This window comes from Streptomyces millisiae, assembly GCF_031845425.1.
GTDB lineage: Bacteria > Actinomycetota > Actinomycetes > Streptomycetales > Streptomycetaceae > Streptomyces > Streptomyces millisiae.
Genome location: NZ_JAVREM010000023.1, coordinates 1 through 17,645, shown reverse-complemented (window position 1 = coordinate 17,645; position 17,645 = coordinate 1). Strand labels below are relative to the sequence as shown.

Annotated in this window: 15 protein-coding genes and 1 pseudogene; 9 read left to right on the top strand and 7 right to left on the bottom strand. The window is 72.9% G+C overall.

The features are described from left to right. Positions 1-335 precede the first annotated feature (335 nt). Positions 336-1,256, bottom strand: coding sequence for a hypothetical protein (locus RNC47_RS18335; protein WP_311600106.1), 921 nt, complete (start codon positions 1,254-1,256; stop codon positions 336-338). A gap of 347 nt (positions 1,257-1,603) precedes the next feature. Here RNC47_RS18335 and RNC47_RS18330 point away from each other — a divergent pair, with 347 nt between their 5' ends. From RNC47_RS18330 to pstS (RNC47_RS18305), 6 genes are all read left to right on the top strand, one after another. Then, entirely contained in the window at positions 1,604-2,338 is a 735-nt protein-coding gene (locus RNC47_RS18330; protein WP_311600105.1) for a response regulator transcription factor, read from the top strand. 248 nt (positions 2,339-2,586) lie between these two features. Further along, entirely contained in the window at positions 2,587-3,699 is a 1,113-nt protein-coding gene (gene pstS, locus RNC47_RS18325) for a phosphate ABC transporter substrate-binding protein PstS (RefSeq protein ID WP_311600104.1), read from the top strand. 166 nt (positions 3,700-3,865) lie between these two features. Continuing rightward, positions 3,866-4,810: a phosphate ABC transporter permease subunit PstC gene (gene pstC / locus RNC47_RS18320; protein ID WP_311600103.1), complete on the top strand. Its 945-nt coding sequence runs from the start codon at positions 3,866-3,868 to the stop codon at positions 4,808-4,810. Next, positions 4,810-5,910, top strand: a complete 1,101-nt coding sequence (gene pstA, locus RNC47_RS18315; protein ID WP_311600102.1) for a phosphate ABC transporter permease PstA — start codon at positions 4,810-4,812, stop codon at positions 5,908-5,910. The genes pstC and pstA overlap by 1 nt, the downstream gene beginning before the upstream one ends. Before the next feature lie 26 nt (positions 5,911-5,936). Continuing rightward, complete coding sequence (gene pstB / locus RNC47_RS18310) at positions 5,937-6,716, top strand: phosphate ABC transporter ATP-binding protein PstB (protein ID WP_311600101.1); 780 nt, start codon at positions 5,937-5,939, stop codon at positions 6,714-6,716. Between the two features lie 34 nt (positions 6,717-6,750). Continuing rightward, a complete protein-coding gene (gene pstS / locus RNC47_RS18305) occupies positions 6,751-7,839 on the top strand; it encodes a phosphate ABC transporter substrate-binding protein PstS (protein ID WP_311600100.1) in 1,089 nt (362 codons plus the stop codon). 12 nt (positions 7,840-7,851) lie between these two features. On the opposite strand, the gene RNC47_RS18300 is transcribed toward pstS (RNC47_RS18305), so the two are convergent. After that, positions 7,852-8,703 carry an AraC family transcriptional regulator gene (locus RNC47_RS18300; protein WP_311600099.1) on the bottom strand — a complete coding sequence of 284 codons (852 nt, stop codon included), beginning with the start codon at positions 8,701-8,703 and terminating at the stop codon, positions 7,852-7,854. Positions 8,704-8,767: 64 nt separating this feature from the next. Here RNC47_RS18300 and RNC47_RS18295 point away from each other — a divergent pair, with 64 nt between their 5' ends. Further along, positions 8,768-9,688, top strand: a complete 921-nt coding sequence (locus tag RNC47_RS18295) for a DMT family transporter (RefSeq protein ID WP_311600098.1) — start codon at positions 8,768-8,770, stop codon at positions 9,686-9,688. Positions 9,689-9,709: 21 nt separating this feature from the next. On the opposite strand, the gene RNC47_RS18290 is transcribed toward RNC47_RS18295, so the two are convergent. Further along, the gene (locus tag RNC47_RS18290; RefSeq protein WP_311600097.1) at positions 9,710-10,564 is read right to left on the bottom strand and encodes a helix-turn-helix domain-containing protein; all 855 of its coding nucleotides are present in this window, start codon (positions 10,562-10,564) and stop codon (positions 9,710-9,712) included. A 213-nt stretch (positions 10,565-10,777) separates the two neighbouring features. Here RNC47_RS18290 and RNC47_RS18285 point away from each other — a divergent pair, with 213 nt between their 5' ends. Together RNC47_RS18285 and RNC47_RS18280 are read left to right on the top strand one after the other, a co-directional pair. After that, positions 10,778-13,168, top strand: coding sequence for a helicase-associated domain-containing protein (locus RNC47_RS18285; protein WP_311600096.1), 2,391 nt, complete (start codon positions 10,778-10,780; stop codon positions 13,166-13,168). Positions 13,169-13,731: 563 nt separating this feature from the next. Next, positions 13,732-15,492, top strand: a complete 1,761-nt coding sequence (locus RNC47_RS18280; RefSeq protein ID WP_311600094.1) for a hypothetical protein — start codon at positions 13,732-13,734, stop codon at positions 15,490-15,492. On the opposite strand, the gene RNC47_RS18275 is transcribed toward RNC47_RS18280, so the two are convergent. The 4 genes and pseudogenes from RNC47_RS18275 to RNC47_RS18260 form a co-directional block, all read right to left on the bottom strand. Further along, the gene (locus RNC47_RS18275; RefSeq protein WP_311600092.1) at positions 15,464-15,913 is read right to left on the bottom strand and encodes a hypothetical protein; all 450 of its coding nucleotides are present in this window, start codon (positions 15,911-15,913) and stop codon (positions 15,464-15,466) included. The genes RNC47_RS18280 and RNC47_RS18275 overlap by 29 nt on opposite strands. Positions 15,914-16,102: 189 nt before the next feature. Continuing rightward, on the bottom strand, positions 16,103-16,900 hold the full coding sequence (locus RNC47_RS18270) for an SGNH/GDSL hydrolase family protein (RefSeq protein WP_311600091.1): 798 nt from the start codon (positions 16,898-16,900) through the stop codon (positions 16,103-16,105). Between the two features lie 127 nt (positions 16,901-17,027). After that, positions 17,028-17,471, bottom strand: a complete 444-nt coding sequence (locus RNC47_RS18265; protein WP_311600090.1) for a pyridoxamine 5'-phosphate oxidase family protein — start codon at positions 17,469-17,471, stop codon at positions 17,028-17,030. Between the two features lie 70 nt (positions 17,472-17,541). Then, positions 17,542-17,645, bottom strand: a pseudogene (locus RNC47_RS18260) (IS982 family transposase); the annotation flags it as partial.

Genomic DNA, 17,645 nt, shown 5'->3' with positions numbered 1-17,645 from the left:
TTCCGCGCTCCGCGCAGGGGGCCGCGGCGGCTGCGCCGCCGGTGCCGACCCGGCGCTTCGCGCAGGATCGTGCTCCCCACCCGCCCGCTCTTTTGGGGCTGCGCGGTGTGGGGCCCCACCTGGCCGCTGGTGCCGGCCCGGCGCTTCGCGCGAGCCCGCCCTCTCCCGCGCTACATGCGCGGGCCCGCGGCGCTGCGCGCCGGATTGGCGCTGGCCCATCCGCCCCGTCGCGCTACGCGCGGGCGGGGCCACGGCGGTTGCGCCGCCGGTGCCGGCCCGGCGGCCAGGCCGCGCGACGACCCGCCCGGAGGGCGGGTGGGTGGGCGCGGCGGCCGTCAGCCGTCGGACTTCGGCGGCGGCGCGTGGCGGCGGGCTCGGTAGAGGAGGAAGGCGGCGCTGGCGAGGGCGGCAGCCCTCAGCAGCCATGGCCAGTGGTCGGCCAGCAGGGCTTCCGCCTCGCCCTCGGCGAGGAGCTCGCCCCAGTAGCCGCCGGCGCGGCCGAGGAGCCAGAGGGTGTAGGCGCCGGCCACGGCGGCCGGCATGCCGAAGGTGGCCCACTGGGCCTCGCGGCGGCTGAGTCGGGGGGACCAGTAGCAGGTGAGCCAGCCGAGGGCGAGCACGACGATGGAGCCGGCGACCGTGCCGGCGACCAGCAGGACGACGCCGAGCAGTTCGACGAGGCCGCCGACCCGTTTGCCGCCGAGAGCGGCGCGCGCCAGGCGGCGGGCGGGCGGGGGGTCCGCGACCCGCTTCGTGGCGCGTTTGCCGGTGCGCTTCTCGGGCCGGGGCTCGGGCTCCTCCTCGGCGTCCGCCTCCGCCTCGGCCTCCGGCTCGTCGTCCATCCCGGGCCGCAGGATCTCGGGGATCTCGATGCCGCCGCGGAAGCGGCCGATGTCGCCGTCGGGCCAGTACGTGTCGGGCAGCGGCTTCTCGAGCGTCGGGCCCGGGCCCGACGCCGGGATACGCGGTGGAGGCACCGGCGCGGCCACCGGCGCCGGCGGTGTGGGCGGCGCCGGCTGGGACGTCTCGGCCGCCGCGGCGACCACGTCCTCCGGGGTGCCCATCCGGCCCAGGATACGTTTCACCGCGGCGCGGCTCTCGCCGCCGCCGGTGGCGGTCGACCGTTGGCGGCCGATCTCGTCCCGCAGCCGGTTCACCAGCGCGGCGCGCTCCGCCGCCGACATGGTGGTGCCGTGAGCGAGGTCGCCGACCCGGCTCAGGTAGTCGAAGACCAGCTGTTCACTCTCGATTCCCACGCCAACTGCCCCTGCGTCCGCATCGGCCAGAACCCCACCCGATGCTACTCGCGGGGCGGGCGAACCTGAGAGAACGCCGTTGTTCATCGGGGGTTCACCGAACGCCGTACAACCCGCTACCCACAGCTCGTTACATGTGAACGTCCCCACCTCACACCGGAAACGACACCGACACCACGCCCCCGGGAGCGCGACCGCACCGCGTTTCTTCACTGCCGACCGCGACAGCGAGGGAGAGCGCCATGGGCGCATGGTTGAGCACGACCAGACCGCGACGTTCGACGTCCTCCTCCCCAACGAGCGAGCCCAGAGTCGAGCCGAGGATCGAGCCGCGCGGGATCTTCTCCGTGCCGGTGGACGGGGAGCTGCCCGAGGAGCCGGCGGCGCCCATACCGCTCGGCTCCAACCCGGTGGTGCTGCTGGCCGACTCGGACGAGCGGATCCGGCAGGGGCTGACCGCGCAGCTGGCCAAGTACCAGGTGTCGGTGGTGCACTGCGCGGACGGCGCGACGGCGCTGCTGGAGGCGGGGCTGCGGAAGCCCGACGTGCTGCTGGTGTCGGCCGAGCTGCCGGTGATCGACGGGGCGACGGTGCTGCGGCTGGTGCGGAAGCGGCTTTCGATCCCGGTGGTGCTCGGCGTGGGCCCGGACGACACGGCGCAGGTGGGCCCGGCCCTGGCGGCCGGCGCGAGCGCCTGCGTGGCGCGCCCCTACCGGCCGCGTGAGGTGGCGCAGTTGCTCAGCCTGGCGGACCGGGGTCCGCGTGGCTGGGACCAGCCCCTGGTGTGCGGGCCGCTGACGCTGGACCCGAGCACCTACGAGGTGCGGATGCACGGCGTCTCGACGGCCCGGTTGCCGCTGCGCGAGTTCCAGCTGCTTCACTTGCTGATGCTGCACGCCGAGAAGGTGATCACCCGGGAGCGGATCAGGAACGAGCTGTGGGGCGAGGGGGCCCGGCGGTCGAACACCATCACCGTTCACATTCGGCGCCTTCGGGAGCGGCTCGGCGACGACCCGCACCACCCGGAGATCATCCAGACCGTGCGGGGCGTGGGGTACCGGCTGGTGCCGCCGGAGAGCTGATGGCACAAGGGCTCGGGCCCGGTGGCGCGGCCGCCGGGCCAGTGGTGTACCCGGGCGCCGGGCGCGTCCGCACCCGCCCGGTCCTTAACGATTCCAACACTTTTTGTGAAACTGCCGGTTCCACCGAACCTATCTTTCTGTTCACCTTCTGGCCCGCCCCGCTTCGCTGACCCCTCCTACGTTCAGCACGACATATTCAAGTCATCTGCACCCAGCCGGCCGGCTGGACATGAACAAGGAGCAAGGTCATGCGCAACATGCGCGCCAAGACCGCCGCGATAGCCGTGGTTTCCGCCCTGGCCCTGGTCACGGCCTGCAGCAGCGAGAACGAGAGCGGCGACACCGGCGGCAACGGCGGCGGGCCCACCGACGGCGGTTCGAGCCTGTCCGGCACCCTCGCGGGCGCGGGCGCCAGCTCGCAGGAGGCGGCGCAGCAGGCCTGGATGGCCGGCTTCCAGTCCGCCAACCCCGATGTCACCGTCTCGTACGACGCGGCCGGTTCCGGCGCCGGGCGTGAGCAGTTCATCGCGGGTGGTGTGGCCTTCGCCGGCAGCGACGCCTACCTGGACGACGAGGAGCTGACCGCCGCCACCGAGCAGTGCGGTGGGGACGTCGTCGAGGTCCCGGTCTACGTGTCGCCGATCGCCGTGATCTTCAACCTGCCGGGTGTGGACTCGCTCAACCTCTCCCCGAGCACCATCGCCCAGATCTTCAACCAGCAGATCACCAACTGGAACGACGAGGCGATCGCCGCCGACAACCCCGACGTCGAGCTGCCCGACCTCGCGATCACCCCGGTGAACCGCTCCGACGAGTCGGGCACCACCGAGAACTTCGCCGACTACCTGTCGCAGACCGCCGGTGAGGACTGGCCGCACGAGGTCAGCGGCGAGTGGCCGGTCGGCGGCGGCGAGGCCGCCCAGGGCACCTCCGGCGTCGTGGCCGCCGTCAGCGGCGGCGAGGGCACCATCGGCTACGCCGACGCCAGCCAGGCCAACGGCCTCGGCACCGTCAACGTGGGCGTGGGCGAGGAGTTCGTGCCCTACTCGCCCGAGGCCGCGGCCGCCGTGCTCGGCGTCTCGGAGCGGGTCGCCGACCGTGGCGAGCACGACTTCGCCTTCGACCTGGCCCGGGACACCACCGAGGCCGGCACCTACCCGATCGTCCTGCTCTCCTACGGCCTGGCCTGCGGCTCCTACGACGACGCCGCGCAGGGCGAGCTGGCCCGCGCCTACCTGTCCTACATCGTGAGCGAGGAGGGCCAGGCCGCCGCCGCCGAGGCCGCCGGTTCCGCCCCGATCTCGGACGAGCTGCGCCAGCAGATCCAGCCCGCCGTCGACGCCATCGGCAACGCCGGCTGAGTCCGCCACTCCCCGCGGTCCGGGCGGTCACCCGCAAGGGGGATGCCGCCCGGGCCCGTGGGCTTCCCGGTGCGCGGGCCAGGGCTGGCCCGGGCCCGCGCGCCGGCCGACCGCACGTCGTACCGAGCAGCGAAAGCCGCGAGAAGTCGTAAGAAAGGGACAAGGAGTGCCCCCCACCACAGAGAAGACGCGCACCCGCGGGGCGCCACAGCGGCCGGGCGATCGCATCTTCGCGGGCGCCTCGACCGGGGCAGGCGTGCTGATCCTGGTCATCCTGGCCGGCGTCGCGGCCTTCCTGGTCACCGAGGCGTGGCCGGCGATGACGGCGCCGGCGGAGGACATACCCGGCGGCGACACCTTCGTCGTCTACGTGTGGCCGCTGCTCTTCGGCACCCTGCTCTCGGCGTTCTTCGCCCTGCTGATCGCCACCCCGCTCGCGGTGGCGATCGCGCTGTTCATCACCCACTACGCGCCGCGGCGGCTCGCCACGGCGCTCGGCTATGTGATCGACCTGCTCGCCGCGGTGCCGAGCATCATCTTCGGCCTGTGGGGCATCGCCGAGCTGGCGCCCCGCACCGTGGAGCCGACCCGCTGGCTGGAGGAGAACCTGGGCTTCATCCCGCTGTTCGAGGGCCCGGCGTCGGCGACCGGCCGCACCATGCTGACGATCTCCATCGTGCTCGCGGTGATGGTCCTGCCGATCATCACCGCCGTCGTGCGGGAGGCGTTCCTGCAGACGCCCCGGCTGCACGAGGAGGCGTCGCTGGCGCTGGGCGCGACCCGCTGGGAGATGATCCGGATGGCGGTGCTGCCGTTCGGCCGCTCGGCCATCATCGGTGGCGCGATGCTCGGCCTGGGCCGCGCGCTGGGCGAGACGATGGCGGTGGCGATCCTGCTGTCGCCCTCGGGCGACGTCTCGTTCAACCTGATCAGCAGCGCCAACCCGTCGACCATCGCGGCCAACATCGCGCTGACCTTCCCCGAGTCCTCCGGCCTCACGATCAACGTCCTGATCGCCTCCGGCCTCGTCCTCTTCGCCGTCACGCTCCTGGTCAACATGGGTGCCCGCGCGGTGATCAACCGGCGTCGCGAATTCTCGGGAGCCAACTGATGTCCACCACCCCCACCACCTCCGAGAGCCGCGAGACGGAGCCGGTCGGCCCCGGTAAGGCCGAGCTGCAGCCGGCGCGGCTGACCCACGGCACGCTTCCGCGGCGGGCCGCCCAGCTCGTGCTGGGCGCGGCGGCGCTGGTCGGCGTCGCGCTGTGGCTGCCCGGCGTCCTGGGCCCGGTGGCGGCCGCGCTGCTGGCGGCGGTCGGCTACACGGCCGGGATCTACCTGTGGTCCCGCTCGGTCGAGGGCCCGCGGAAGGCGTTCGACCGCTTCGTGACCGCCGTGGTCACCTCGGCGTTCCTGCTGGCGCTGCTGCCGCTGGTCTCGGTGCTCTTCACGGTCTTCGACCGCGGCTTCGAGCGGTTCGACGCCGAGTTCTTCACCTACTCGATGCGCAACATCGTCGGCGAGGGCGGCGGCGCCCACCACGCGCTGTTCGGCACGCTGATCATCACCGCGCTCGCCGCGCTGATCTCGGTGCCGGTCGGCATGCTGACCGCGATCTACCTGGTGGAGTACGGGCGCGGCCGGCTGGCGCGCTACATCACCTTCTTCGTGGACGTGATGACCGGCATCCCGTCGATCGTCGCCGGCCTGTTCGCCTTCGCCCTCTTCCAGCTGTTCCTGGGCCCGGCGGTCCGGATGGGCTTCATGGGCGCCGTGGCGCTGAGCGTGCTGATGATCCCGATCGTGGTGCGCTCCACCGAGGAGATGCTGAAGCTGGTGCCCAACGAGCTGCGCGAGGCGTCGTACGCGCTGGCGGTGCCGAAGTGGCGCACCATCATGAAGGTGGTGCTGCCCACCGCGGCGGCCGGTATCGGCTCCGGCGTGACGCTGGCCATCGCCCGCGTGATCGGCGAGACCGCCCCGCTGCTGGTCACGGTCGGCCTCACCACGAGCGACAACTTCAACCCGTTCGACGGGCGGATGGCGACCCTCTCGGTGTTCTCGTACAGCCAGTACGCCTCGCCCGGGGTGCCTCCGGAGTTCAGCCTCGACCGCGCCTGGGCGGCGGCCCTCACGCTGATCCTCGTCGTGATGGTGCTCAACCTCGTGGCGCGACTGATCGCCCGCCTTTTCGCCCCCAAGACCCGCTGACGAACAGCTGAGAGAAGAGAAGCACAGTGGCCAAGCGCATCGAGGTCAAGGGTCTCGACATCTACTACGGCAACTTCCTCGCCGTGCAGGGTGTGTCGATGACGATCCAGCCCAAGTCGGTCACCGCCCTGATCGGTCCCTCGGGCTGTGGCAAGTCGACGTTCCTGCGCACCCTCAACCGCATGCACGAGCTGGTGCCCGGCGCGCGCGTGGAGGGCAAGGTGACGATGGACGGCCAGGACCTGTACGGGCCCGACGTCGACCCGGTCAACGTCCGCCGCCAGATAGGCATGGTCTTCCAGCGGCCCAACCCGTTCCCGACGATGTCGATCTACGACAACGTGGTGGCGGGTGTGAAGCTGAACAGCAAGCGCATGAAGAAGGCCGCCATGGACGAGCTTGTGGAGCGCTCGCTCCGCTCGGCCAACCTGTGGGAGGAGGTCAAGGACCGGCTCTCCAAGCCGGGTTCCGGCCTCTCCGGCGGCCAGCAGCAGCGCCTGTGCATAGCCCGAGCGGTGGCCGTGCGGCCCGAGGTGCTGCTGATGGACGAGCCGTGCTCGGCGCTCGACCCCATCTCCACGATGGCCATCGAGGACCTGATGATGCAGCTCAAGTCCGAGTACACGATCGTCATCGTGACCCACAACATGCAGCAGGCGGCGCGGGTCAGCGACACCACGGGGTTCTTCAACCTCAAGGCGGTCGGCGAGCCCGGCGGTCTGGTCGAGGTGGACGCGACGGACAAGATCTTCTCCAACCCGTCGATCCAGGCCACCGAGGACTACATCTCCGGCCGGTTCGGCTGACGGTCCCGGCGACCGAGGCCGCGAGGGGGGCACCATGCGGAACCGTTCGTTCAGGCCGGCCAGATCCGTCGCGCTCGGCACGGCGGCCGGCCTCGTCCTCGCCGGCTGCCTGGCCGGCGTGGACGACCGGCCCACCGTGACCAGGGGTTCGCTCTCCGGCGCCGTCACCGGAGCCGGGGCGACGTTCCCCGACCCGCTGTTCCAGGAGTGGATCGCCCACTACGAGCAGCGGGTCGAGACCGGCGTCGACATCGGCTACCAGGCGGTCGGCTCGGGCGGCGGCATCGAGCAGTTCCTGGCCGACGCGGTCGACTTCGGCTCGTCCGAGCGCTACCTGCGGCAGGGCGAGCTGACCGTGGCGAGCGAGGTGCGGGGCTGCGCGGCGGTGCAGTTCCCGGTGCTGTTCGGCGCCGTGGTGCTGGCGCTGCACGACGACGCGCTGGACGGCCTGGTGCTCGACCCGGACGTGATCGCCGGCATCTACGACCGCCGGATCACCCGCTACGACGACCCGGCGATCGCCGCGCTCAACCCGGGGATGGCGCTGCCGGAGGCCGAGATCCTGCCGGTGCACCGCTCGGACGGCTCCGGCACCACCTACGTGTTCACCCGCTATCTGACGGCCGAGGTGCCGTTCTGGGCGCAGCGGTACGCGGAGGGCACGGACATCGACTGGCACGACGACACCCTGGGCGGCGAGGGCAACGAGGGCGTGACCAGGGCGGTGCAGGAGAACGCGGGCGGCATCGGCTACGTCAACCAGTCCTACGCGCTCGCCAACGACCTGGCCACGGCGCGGGTGGTGAACGAGGACGGGCAGCCGATCGAGCCGACGCTGGAGGCGACGACGGCCGCCTCGGAGGAGGCGTCGATCCCGGACGACTTCCAGTTCGACATCGACGACATCGGCGGCAGCGGCTACCCGATCACGGGCGCCAACTGGATCTTCGCCTACGAGTGCGGCTACGAGGACGAGACGGCCGCCGTGCTGCGGGACTTCTGGACCTGGGTGCTGACGGACGTGGAGGCCGACCGGCTGGCGGCGGAGCTCGGCTACGCGCCGATGGGCCGGGAGCTGAAGCGCCGGGTGATCGAGGAGATCGCCCGGATCAACGCCGGCTAGGCACGGGAGCGCTCACGCCTGGCCACGCTGGAAGACGCGCGGGGTGATGCCGTAGGCGCGCTTGAACCAGCGGCCGAGGTGCGCCTGGTCCGCGAAGCCGGTGGCCGCCGCGGCGTCGGCCGGGGCGGCGCCCTCGGCCAGCAGGGCACGCGCCCGGCGCAGCCGCGCCTGGCGTTCGTAGTCGCTCGGCGGCATGCCGAACTCCGCCCGGAACGCCCGGTAGAGGGCGAACCTGCTGCACCCGGCGGTGCGCGCCAGCAGCTCGGCGGTCACGGCCTCCTGGCCGGCCTCGGTCAGCAGCGCGTGGGCCCGGCGGGCCGCCTGCCGCTGCGCCCGCCCGGCCAGGGTGCGCACGCGTGGCGCGCGCGTCGCGCCGCGGTCCGCCATCGCGACGACGGCGGCGGTCAGCAGTTCGTCGCGCTCCAGGTCGCTCGCGCCGCCCACCAGGGCGGCGTGCAGGCGGGCCAGGGCGCCGGCGAGCACGGGGTCGGTCAGCACGGGCCGGACGAAGAGCGGCAGCCCGCCGGACCGTCGGTCGGCCGCGTCGGCCGCGTCGGCCGCGTCGGCGAGGACCTCGCGCACCAGCGTGGGGCCCAGGTGCACGATGCGGTAGTGGTAGCCGAGGTCCGCCGCCGACCGGCCGTCGTGCGCCTCGTCCGGGTTGAACGCCATCACCATGCCCGCGCCGCTGACGTGCTCGGCGCCACGGCACCGGAAGCCCTGGGCGCCGGCGTCGGTGATGCCGAAGGAGTAGGCGTCGTGGCTGTGCCGGGTGTAGACGTGGTCCACGAAGCGCGCGTGCATGGCCTCCAGCGGGCGTGCCGCGTCCCGCCAGTACCGCACCCAGTTGTGCCGTGTCGCCATGCCCCGATTGTGGCGCGCACCAGCGTTCAAGCCATCCGGGCCCCCCGCGGCCACAGTCGGACCCATGGACACGAGACGAGGGCCGGGCAGCCCGTACCTGCTCCTGACGGTCACCATGCTGCTGTGGGGCAGCGCCTTCTCCAGCTCCAAGGCGGTGGTCGAGCACGTGCCGCACGCGGTGGCCGCCCTGCTGCGGTTCGGCGGGGGCGCGCTCGCCCTGCTCATAGCCCTGTCGCTGTTCGGCGGGCGGGCGACGAGCGGGGTGCCGGGCAGCGGGTGGCGGGCGGCCGGCGCGGGCGTGCTGGGGGTCTTCGCCTACAACGGCTTCTTCTTCTGGGGACTCTCGCTGGCGCCGTCCCTGGACGCCGGCGTCCTCATCCCGGTCATGAGCCCCGTGCTCACCAGCGGCTACCTGCTGGTGACGGGTAGGGAACGCGCCTCGGCCGGCCGGCTGGCCGGTCTGGGGCTCGGGCTCGTCGGGGCCGGGGTCTTCTTCCTGGGGGCGGGCGGCTCCTCGGGCGGTGGCTCGACGCGCCTCGCGGGGGACGCGCTGTTCCTGCTCAGCGCCGTGTGCTGGGCCGCGTTCACGCTGGCCGGGCCGCGCGTGCTGGCCGGCATCGAGCCGCTGCGCGCGACGACCTACGCCACCTGTGCGGGCGCGGTGCTGCTCGGCGTGCTCGCCGCCCCGGACCTGGGCCGGGTCGACTGGGGCGCCCTGCCGGCCGGCGTCTGGTGGAACACCGCGTACCTGGCCGTCGGGGCCGCCGCCGTGGCCAACCTGCTCTACTACCGGGGGGTGGGGGCCGTGGGGCCGGCGAAGGCGTCCCTGATGATGTTCACCGTCCCGGTCGTCAACACCCTGTGCGCCACGCTCTTCATGGGGGAGTCCTTCGGCGCCCTCCAGGGGGCGGGCGCGCTGGTGCTGCTGGCGGGGGCGGTGCTCGCCGTGACGCGGGGCCGGCTGCCCGGGCGCGCCGCCAGGTGAGGCGCGGCGGCCGCGGGCGGCTCACATCTCGCGGGCGACGTGGTAGATCAGCTGCCGGGACTCGTCGGGCGGCAGCGAGACCTTCAGGGCCCGGTCGAAGAACATCCGGTAGCGGGAGAGCGGGGCGTCCGCGTCGAGGTAGAAGCCGCCGATCGGGGTGTCGATCTGCACGGTGTCGAGCTCGGGCACGATGCCCCGGGCGTAGGAGACGGCCGTGGTGGCCTCGAAGAAGTCCTCGTTGGTGAAGGGGATCACCCGCACCCGGATGTTGGGCCGCTCGGTGTCGCGCAGCAGCTGGTCGAGCTGGGCCCTGGCGACGGCCCGGCCGCCGTAGCGCATGCGCAGCACCGCCTCGTGCAGGAAGACGTGGAAGGGCATGGGGTTGTCCCGTTCCAGGACAACCTTTCGCCGCATCCGGTGCTCCAGGCGGGCCTCCACCTCCTCGTGCGGGAGTTCGATCAGCCCGCCGCTGAACAGGGCCCGCGCGTAGTCCTCGGTCTGCATCAGCCCCGGGATGGTCACGGTGCAGCAGATCTGCATGCTTGACGCGTGGTGTTCGAGCTCCGAGATGTCCAGCCAACTAGGAGCAAGGATGCCACGGTATTCGTCCCACCAGAACTGGCCCCGGTGCTCGCGGGCGATCGCGCACAACGCGTCGAGCAGGGGCTGATCTGTGCATTCGTAGAAGGTGGCGAGCTTGCGGATGCGTTCCTCGCTGACGCCGATGCGGCCGGACTCTATGTGACTGATCTTCCCCTGGTCCGTCCCCAACATCCCGGCGGCCTCCCGCGCGGTCCGGCCGGCGCGCTCCCGCAGTTTGCGCAACTCCGCGCCCAGACGCCCCTGTCGGTAGGTGGGGTTCTCCCTCGGCGGCATCGGTACTGGTGTCCTTCCATCGACTGGCCCCGAGTCTGCCGCCCCATCACCCCCTGAGTCCACTCGCCTACAGATCTTGGCATATGCAGCTTTGCACCGGCGCAACCATGCTCCTGTTCGGTTGGCGATGGCCTGTGCGGTGTTGTGTGGTGTTCACGTCTCGTTCCGTCCCGTCCGGTGCTCTTCCGACGCCGTCCGGGTAGCGTTGGGTGGATGACAAGGCCGCCGGCCCCCCGCACCCTCGCCGACGAGCTGCGCGCCCGCTCCGACGCGCGGCTGGCGCGGCTGCTGCGGGCACGCGCCGATCTCCTCTCGCCGCTCCCCGGCGACCTGTCCCAGCTCGCCACCCGCGCCGGCACCAGGACCTCCGTGCTGCGCGCCCTGGAGCGCCTCGACACCTTCACGCTGCGCGTCGCCGAGGCCCTGGCCATCGCGCCGCAGCCCTGCCCCGTCGAGACCCTGGCCGCGCTGCTGCCCGGCGGCGAGGAGCGGCTCCCGCTCGCCCTCGACGCCCTCCGCGACCGCGCCCTGATCTGGGGCAGGGACGACGGGCTGCGGCTCGTCCGCACCGCGCAGGAGCTGCTCGCCCCGGGGCCCGGCCGCCCCAGCCCCACCGGGCTCGGCCCCACCCTCGCCGAGACCGCGACCGGCATCTCGCCCAGCCGCATCCAGGAGCTGCTGACCGGCGCCGGGCTGCCCGCCACCCACGACCCGGTCTCGGCGCTGGCCGCCCTCGCCGGGCTCTTCGCCGACCGGGACCGGCTCACCGCCCTGCTCGACCAGGCCCCGGACGCCGCCCGCGCCGTGCTCGACCGGCTCACCTGGGGACCCCCGTACGGCGAGGTGTCGGCCCGCCCCAGCCCGCCCGTGCGCTGGCTGCTCGACCGCGCCCTGCTGATGCCGACCGCGCCCGGCACCGTCGTGCTGCCCCGCGAGGTGGCGCTCGCGCTGCGCGGCGGCCGCGCCCACCGCGAGCTCGTCGCCGAACCACCAGACCCAGGACCCTGCGTCGAGCACCGGCCGGACACCGTGGACGCGGCGGCGGCCGGCGCCGCGCAGGCCGCGCTCGCCCTCGTCGAACAGCTGGCGACCGGCTGGTCAACCGACGGCCCCGCCGTGCTGCGCGCCGGCGGGCTCGGCGCCCGCGAGCTCAAGCGGACCGCCGTGCTCCTCGACATCCCCGAGCCGGAGGCCGCGTTCTGGGTCGAGCTCGCCTTCGCCGCCGGGCTGCTGGCCCCGGACGGCGAGGCCGACGAGCGGTGCGCGCCGACCCCCGGCTACGACGAGTGGCTGGCCCTGCCCGCCGCCGAGCGCTGGACCGCGCTGGTCACCGCCTGGCTCGCCACCACCCGCGTCCCCGGGCTCGTCGGCACCCGCGACTCCAAGGGCCGGCTGCTGGCCGCGCTCGGCCCAGGGCTCGACCGGGGCCCGGCCGCCGCGCTGCGCCGCCGGGTGCTCACCCTGCTCGCCGCGCTCCCGCCGGGCCACGCGCCGGCCGCCGAGGGCGTCCAACGGCGCATCGGCTGGGAGCTGCCCCGGCGGATGCCGGACGAGACCAGGATCCAGCTGTGCGACGCGGTGCTGGCCGAGGCCGAGCGCCTCGGCGTCACCGGGCGCGGCGCGTTCGCCTCCTTCGCCCGCCCCCTGCTGTCCTCCCCGCGCCCCGAAGGACCGGCCGCCGCCGAGCTGCTGCGCGACCAACTCCCCGAGCCACTCGACCACTTCCTCCTCCAGGCCGACCTGACGGCCATCGCGCCTGGACCGCTGCGGCCCGACGTGCGGCGGGTCATGGACGCCGCCGCCGACGTCGAGTCCAAGGGCGGCGCCACGGTCTACCGCTTCACCGCCGGCACCGTCCGCCGCGCCCTCGACGCCGGCTGGACGCCGGACGAACTCCACGCCTTCCTGGCCGAGCACTCCCGCACGCCCGTGCCGCAGCCGCTCAGCTACCTCGTCGACGACATGGCCCGCCGACACGGCCGGCTCCGCGTCGGCGCCGCCAGCAGCTACCTGCGGTGCGACGACGAGGCGCTGCTCACCCAGCTCGTCGCCGACCGCCGCGCGGCACCGCTGCGGCTGCGCCGGCTCGCGCCCACGGTGCTGATCTCCGAGCTCGCCCCCGACACGCTGCTCACCCGGCTCCGCGACCTCGGCCTCGCGCCGGCCGCCGAGACCGCCGAGGGCGCGCTGGTCACGCTGCGCGCCGAGGCGCGCCGCACCCCGCCCCGCACGCCCCCCGAGCCGGCCCCCGACGGGCCGCCGCCCGCCGACGACACGCTGCTCGCCGCCGCCGTCCGCGCCATCCGCGCCGGCGACCACGCCGCCGGCGCGGCCGGCCCCTCCCCCACCACCGCCCGCCTCGCGGAGCCGGCGGGACCACCACCGCGCACGCCCGCGCTGGAGACCCTGGCCACCCTCCGCGCGGCGGCCCGCGCCGGCACCCAGGTCCACGTCGGCTACGTCACCGCCGACGGCGTCGCCGCCCACCACGTCCTCTCCCCCGTCCGCGTCGAGGCCGGCTTCGTCACCGCCTTCGACCACACGGCCGACGAGATCCGCACGTATCCACTGCACCGCGTCACGGGGGCGACACCGCTGCGCTAGCGCTGCGCTTCGGCCTGAGCGGAGGCAACCAGGGCTCGCCGACGAAGCCGCCGTAACCGACTTCGGGGCGATGGTCCTCGTCCGGCGATACCGTTGATGGCAGTCAGTAGAGAGTGCTCGTCACATGTGCTCGGAGGCAAGCGGGCCCGCCCTTCGACGTTAGGTGGGGCATGTCAGGGGGACCACGCAGGTTCAGGCGGCGGCATCGGGGGCGAACCGACCGTGTCCACACCAACATCGTCACCGGCGGGCACGCGGAGAACCTCGTCCAGGCACACAGCATCGGCGTGCTCAACGTAGGCGCTCCTCCGGTCGATGGAGCAACTCCGCTCGAACGGTCCCTGCGCGCGCTCGCGCAGGCGGTACGTCATCAGTGGCAGACGGAGACCCGTACGCTCGGCCTGTACCAACCGGCGCCGATGCCCGTCCCGTTGATGGTCACGTCGGGACCGCTCAAGGGCCGGACCTCTACCACAGCCACAGCCGCCGCACTCCTCAAGGAGGCACCGAGCCGTCGCCTCGTCATCACCGGCCCCAGCGGGTGCGGCAAGACGACCTGTGCCATGCTGCTCGTCGAATCGCTCCTGGCGGACTGGGGACCGGGGGCTCCCGTCCCCGTCCTGCTCCCGCTCTCCTCCTGGGACCCGGAGAGCGAGAACCTGCGTCACTGGGTCGCCAGGAAGATCGCCGAGGACTATCCCGGTGTCCTCACCGAGCAGGTGTCCGCACATGAACTGGTTGAAGACAACCATGTGTTACCGGTGTTCGACGGGCTCGACGAGGTCGCGGCGAAGAAGCGGTCGCTTGCCCTGCGGAAGATCGGCACCTCGTACGACAGTCGGGACCCGATGGTGCTCACCTGCCGCGACGCGGAGTTCGAAGCGGCGCTGATGGTCGGCGGCGGGCTGACGGCCGCCTCGGTCGTCTCGATGCTCGACATACCGCTCGCGGACGTCACGGACTACCTGTGCCCCCTGGACGGCGACACCCCCTGGCGCCGAGTACTGCCCGAACTCGCCAGGCGCCCCGGGATGGCGCGCGCGGCCGGCAGCCCGCTCCTGGTGGGTCTGCTACGCGGCCACTACGACGTCCCTGGCCGGCATCCGGGGGAGTTGCTCAACACATCCACGTTCCCCGACTCGACAGCCGTCGAACGCCTAGTGCTCGACGACGTCGTCCCCACCGCCTTCGCCCGCCGTCCGGTCGGCGACCGTGGATCGGAGCGGCGGCGCCGGTGGCCTGAGCCCCTGGCCCAGCGCTGGCTTCGCTACCTGGCCGCGCGGGCGCACGGTGGCGGGCTGGCCTGGTGGCGGTTGGCGGAACCGGCACTTCACGGACTCCCGCAGCGGGTAGTGGCGTTAGCGGCCGTAGCCGGGGGAATCTGGTTCGCGGCAGCGTTGGCGATGGCACGGTTCGCCCTCCGGGAAGCTCAGGTGGCGCCGGACTTCGGCCAAGCGCTGGGCCTCTTGCTGCTGCTGGCGGTGTTGGCCTGCGGCGTAGCCATGGCCTTCTGTATCACGCTCACGAGCGAGACCGCGGCCACGTCGCGGATATGGCGAAGGATCGAAGCCGTTCCCGGAACGGCCAGACGTGCTCGTCGGCTGGGCGCCCTGCTCGGTGTCTACCTGGTCCTCGGACTGTCGTGCGGCGGGGCGGCGACCGTGGTCCCCTGGGTCGTCGTGGGCACCCTCAACGCGGTGTCGATCAGCGCGGAGGAATGTGCTGCCCAGGCCGAGAGCCGCGGCGCCGACACCTGCCTCTCGCCCTTCGCCATTCCCGCTCCGGCCCCAGGAAGCGTGGCCATACCGGGTTCGTTCCCGGAGTTCCGGCCCGAGAACGCCTCCGGGGTTGAAGCCGACTGGCAGGCGTTCGTGCGGCACGGTCCGGCCTTGGTCACCGCCGGCCTGGCCATCGCGTCCGTGACCTTCCTGTACGGGCTCGTCTCGCCACCCGCCCGTGACACCTCACCCACCCCGCGGTCATCCCTGGCGGCAGCTCGCAGACGGGCGCTGGGCGCCGCACTCCTGCAGACTGTCGGTTTCGTCATCGTTGGCACCTTCCCGACCCTGCTCTTCCACCCCCCGACCGCAGTCGTCGGCTTCGGTGCCCTGCTGGCCCTCACCCTGGTGCTCTGGCAGCTGTCACGGTCGGCTTGGGCCCAATACCGGGTCGCCCACGCACTCCTCGCGCTGCACGGGCACGTGCCCTGGCGGCTGATGGCCTTCTGCGACGACGCCCACCGCCGCAACGTGCTGCGCCAGGCCGGCTCGGCGTACGAGTTCCGGCACGAGACGCTCAGGAGGCATCTGGCGGCCGATCCGTGAGCTCTGCGGACCGAGGCAGGCCGATGGAGAGCCCGGAGATGTCCCGGGCCTGGATCACCGGGCCGTGCTGGGTGCCACCGGCGATCACGTTGGTCACCTCGCCCTCGCCGGTGACCGCCGCTCGTGAACGCCGCCACCACTCCGCGAGCTCGTCGCGGAAGCCCTCGTCGAGTGCGGCCCGCACCGCGAGGGCGGCGCTCAACGCCGAGGCGCGATCCGGATCGGACGGGTCCTGCCATAGCCGGGCGAGCTCGGCCTCCCCTGAGCTCACCGACGGCTCGTCCGCGCCGCTCGCGAGCCCCGTGCCGCGCCGAAAGGGTCGGCGGACCAGCGCACCGAGCGACGCCCAGGCCTGGCGGCCGGCCTCACCACCGATGCCGCCGGCCAACGCGGCCAGTGCCGCCGCCGAGATCGGATCCATCTCCACTCCCCCCGTGTCCACTCCTTCCCGATCTACGGACCGGAAGCCCGATTGGTTCCCGTCCGTTGATGACCTGGCCGCGAACCGCCCGGAGAGCCAGCCAGGGGCCAGGCCCGGTTCACGAGAGGGCCCGGCCCTGGCCGGTTGGCGGCGGGCGGCTGTGGAGCCGCCCCTCGCCGAGATCGTCCGTCAGTCGTTCGCGTTGAGGGCCGGCAGGTAGCCGTTGGCGTGGCCCAGGCTGGTCGGGTGGTAGGACTCCCAGACCGGGATCCGCACGTCGTGCAGGTAGTCGTCGCCGGAGCAGAGCTCGTGGTCGTTGAAGGTGGGGCGGACGTCGCCGAAGCGGAAGCCGTGGGCGGCGGCCCGGGCGGAGATCACCGAGTTGAGGGCGTCCGACGTGTCGTTGATCGCCTCCCGCTTGGTGTTGCTGAGACCGAGGCAGTACCAGGGCGAGGGCTCTATGTACATGTGCGGGTAACCGAGCACGACGACCCGGGCGTTGGGCGCCCGGGACCGCACCGCGCTGTAGACGGCGTCGAGCCGGCCGGGCAGCGTGTTGTTGATGTAGGTGCGGGCCGTGTTCAGCCGGTTGAGGCAGGTGCTGTCGGAGCCGGTGACGCACGTCGTCATCGCGTCCGCGAAGCCGGCGTCGTTGCCGCCGATGGTGATGCTGACCAGCGTGGTCGAGGAGTTGAGCGAGCCCAGCTGGTTGTTGAGCACGTCCGTGGTCACCGCGCCGGAACAGGCCACGAAGGCGAAGCCGGACGGGCTGTTGGCGGCGGCCCAGCGCGCCGGGAAGGCGTTGTTGCTGCGGTGGCAGTCGCCGCTCGACGAGATGTAGCTGCCGGCTCCGTTGCCGGACGAGTACGAGTCGCCGAGGGCCACGTACACCGGCGCCGCCGCCTGGGCGGTGCCGGCGCCCAACAGGCCGACGACGAGGGCGGATACGAGCACGAAGACGGCTGACAGGGACCTTCTGAGTCTCACGCGACCTCCAACGGCAGAGTCTCTGCCCGCACTTGTAGCAAGCTACGCGCGTTGACGGAAGTGTTCATGCCAATCTTCGGGGTGAAGTTCCCTGAAACAAACCGGAACTGACGGGCGGTCGCCCCGCTCAGCGACCGCCCCCGACCGAGTAGCTCAGGTCGGTCGCCCGGAGCGAGGAGGGCGCCAACCGCAGCCAGACCGTGCCGCGTTCCCCCGGGTCGTCGTACAGGTAGTGGACGAACCGCGCGTCCCACCGCGCCTCGTCCGCCCCCAGGTACCGCGCCAGCTTCCGCCGCCCGCGCGCCACGTCGAACGGCACCAGATCGGCCCGGCCACGCGCCACCACCTGCCGCACGAGGCCGGTCGCCGGCTCGCACACGTCGACCACGATCGCGACCGCCGGGTCCCTGGCCACCAGCCCGCTGAGCCGGGCCCAGGGGCCGGTGAGGATCCAGAACGCGCCGCCCTCCCACAGGAACCACACCGGCCGCACGGTCGGCCCGGCCGTCGCGATCCGCGCGGTCAGCGGCTGGGCGAGGAACTCGTCCACGTCGAAGTCGGGTTGGCTCATCCGCCCCATGCTGCCCGGCCGCCACCCGGGCCGACAGGGTCGCGAGACCTAGATGAGTAAGTCCTAATGGTTAGTGGTCGTAGGCGGTCAGCGATCGTGTGATGGGCTGGCCGGTGGTGCGGTTATGCCAGATGGCGCAGGTCAGGGCGAGGATGCGTTGGCCGATTCGGGCGA

Excerpts from the sequence above, each read along its gene's own strand:
- pstS (WP_311600104.1), top strand. The coding sequence starts at position 2,587 with ATGCGCAACATGCGCGCCAAGACCGCCGCGATAGCCGTGGTTTCCGCC.
- pstA (WP_311600102.1), top strand. The coding sequence starts at position 4,810 with ATGTCCACCACCCCCACCACCTCCGAGAGCCGCGAGACGGAGCCGGTC.
- pstS (WP_311600100.1), top strand. The coding sequence starts at position 6,751 with ATGCGGAACCGTTCGTTCAGGCCGGCCAGATCCGTCGCGCTCGGCACG.
- RNC47_RS18300 (WP_311600099.1), bottom strand. The coding sequence starts at position 8,703 with ATGGCGACACGGCACAACTGGGTGCGGTACTGGCGGGACGCGGCACGC.
- RNC47_RS18295 (WP_311600098.1), top strand. The coding sequence starts at position 8,768 with ATGGACACGAGACGAGGGCCGGGCAGCCCGTACCTGCTCCTGACGGTC.
- RNC47_RS18290 (WP_311600097.1), bottom strand. The coding sequence starts at position 10,564 with ATGCCGCCGAGGGAGAACCCCACCTACCGACAGGGGCGTCTGGGCGCG.
- RNC47_RS18285 (WP_311600096.1), top strand. The coding sequence starts at position 10,778 with ATGACAAGGCCGCCGGCCCCCCGCACCCTCGCCGACGAGCTGCGCGCC.
- RNC47_RS18280 (WP_311600094.1), top strand. The coding sequence starts at position 13,732 with ATGCTGCTCGTCGAATCGCTCCTGGCGGACTGGGGACCGGGGGCTCCC.
- RNC47_RS18275 (WP_311600092.1), bottom strand. The coding sequence starts at position 15,913 with ATGGATCCGATCTCGGCGGCGGCACTGGCCGCGTTGGCCGGCGGCATC.
- RNC47_RS18265 (WP_311600090.1), bottom strand. The coding sequence starts at position 17,471 with ATGAGCCAACCCGACTTCGACGTGGACGAGTTCCTCGCCCAGCCGCTG.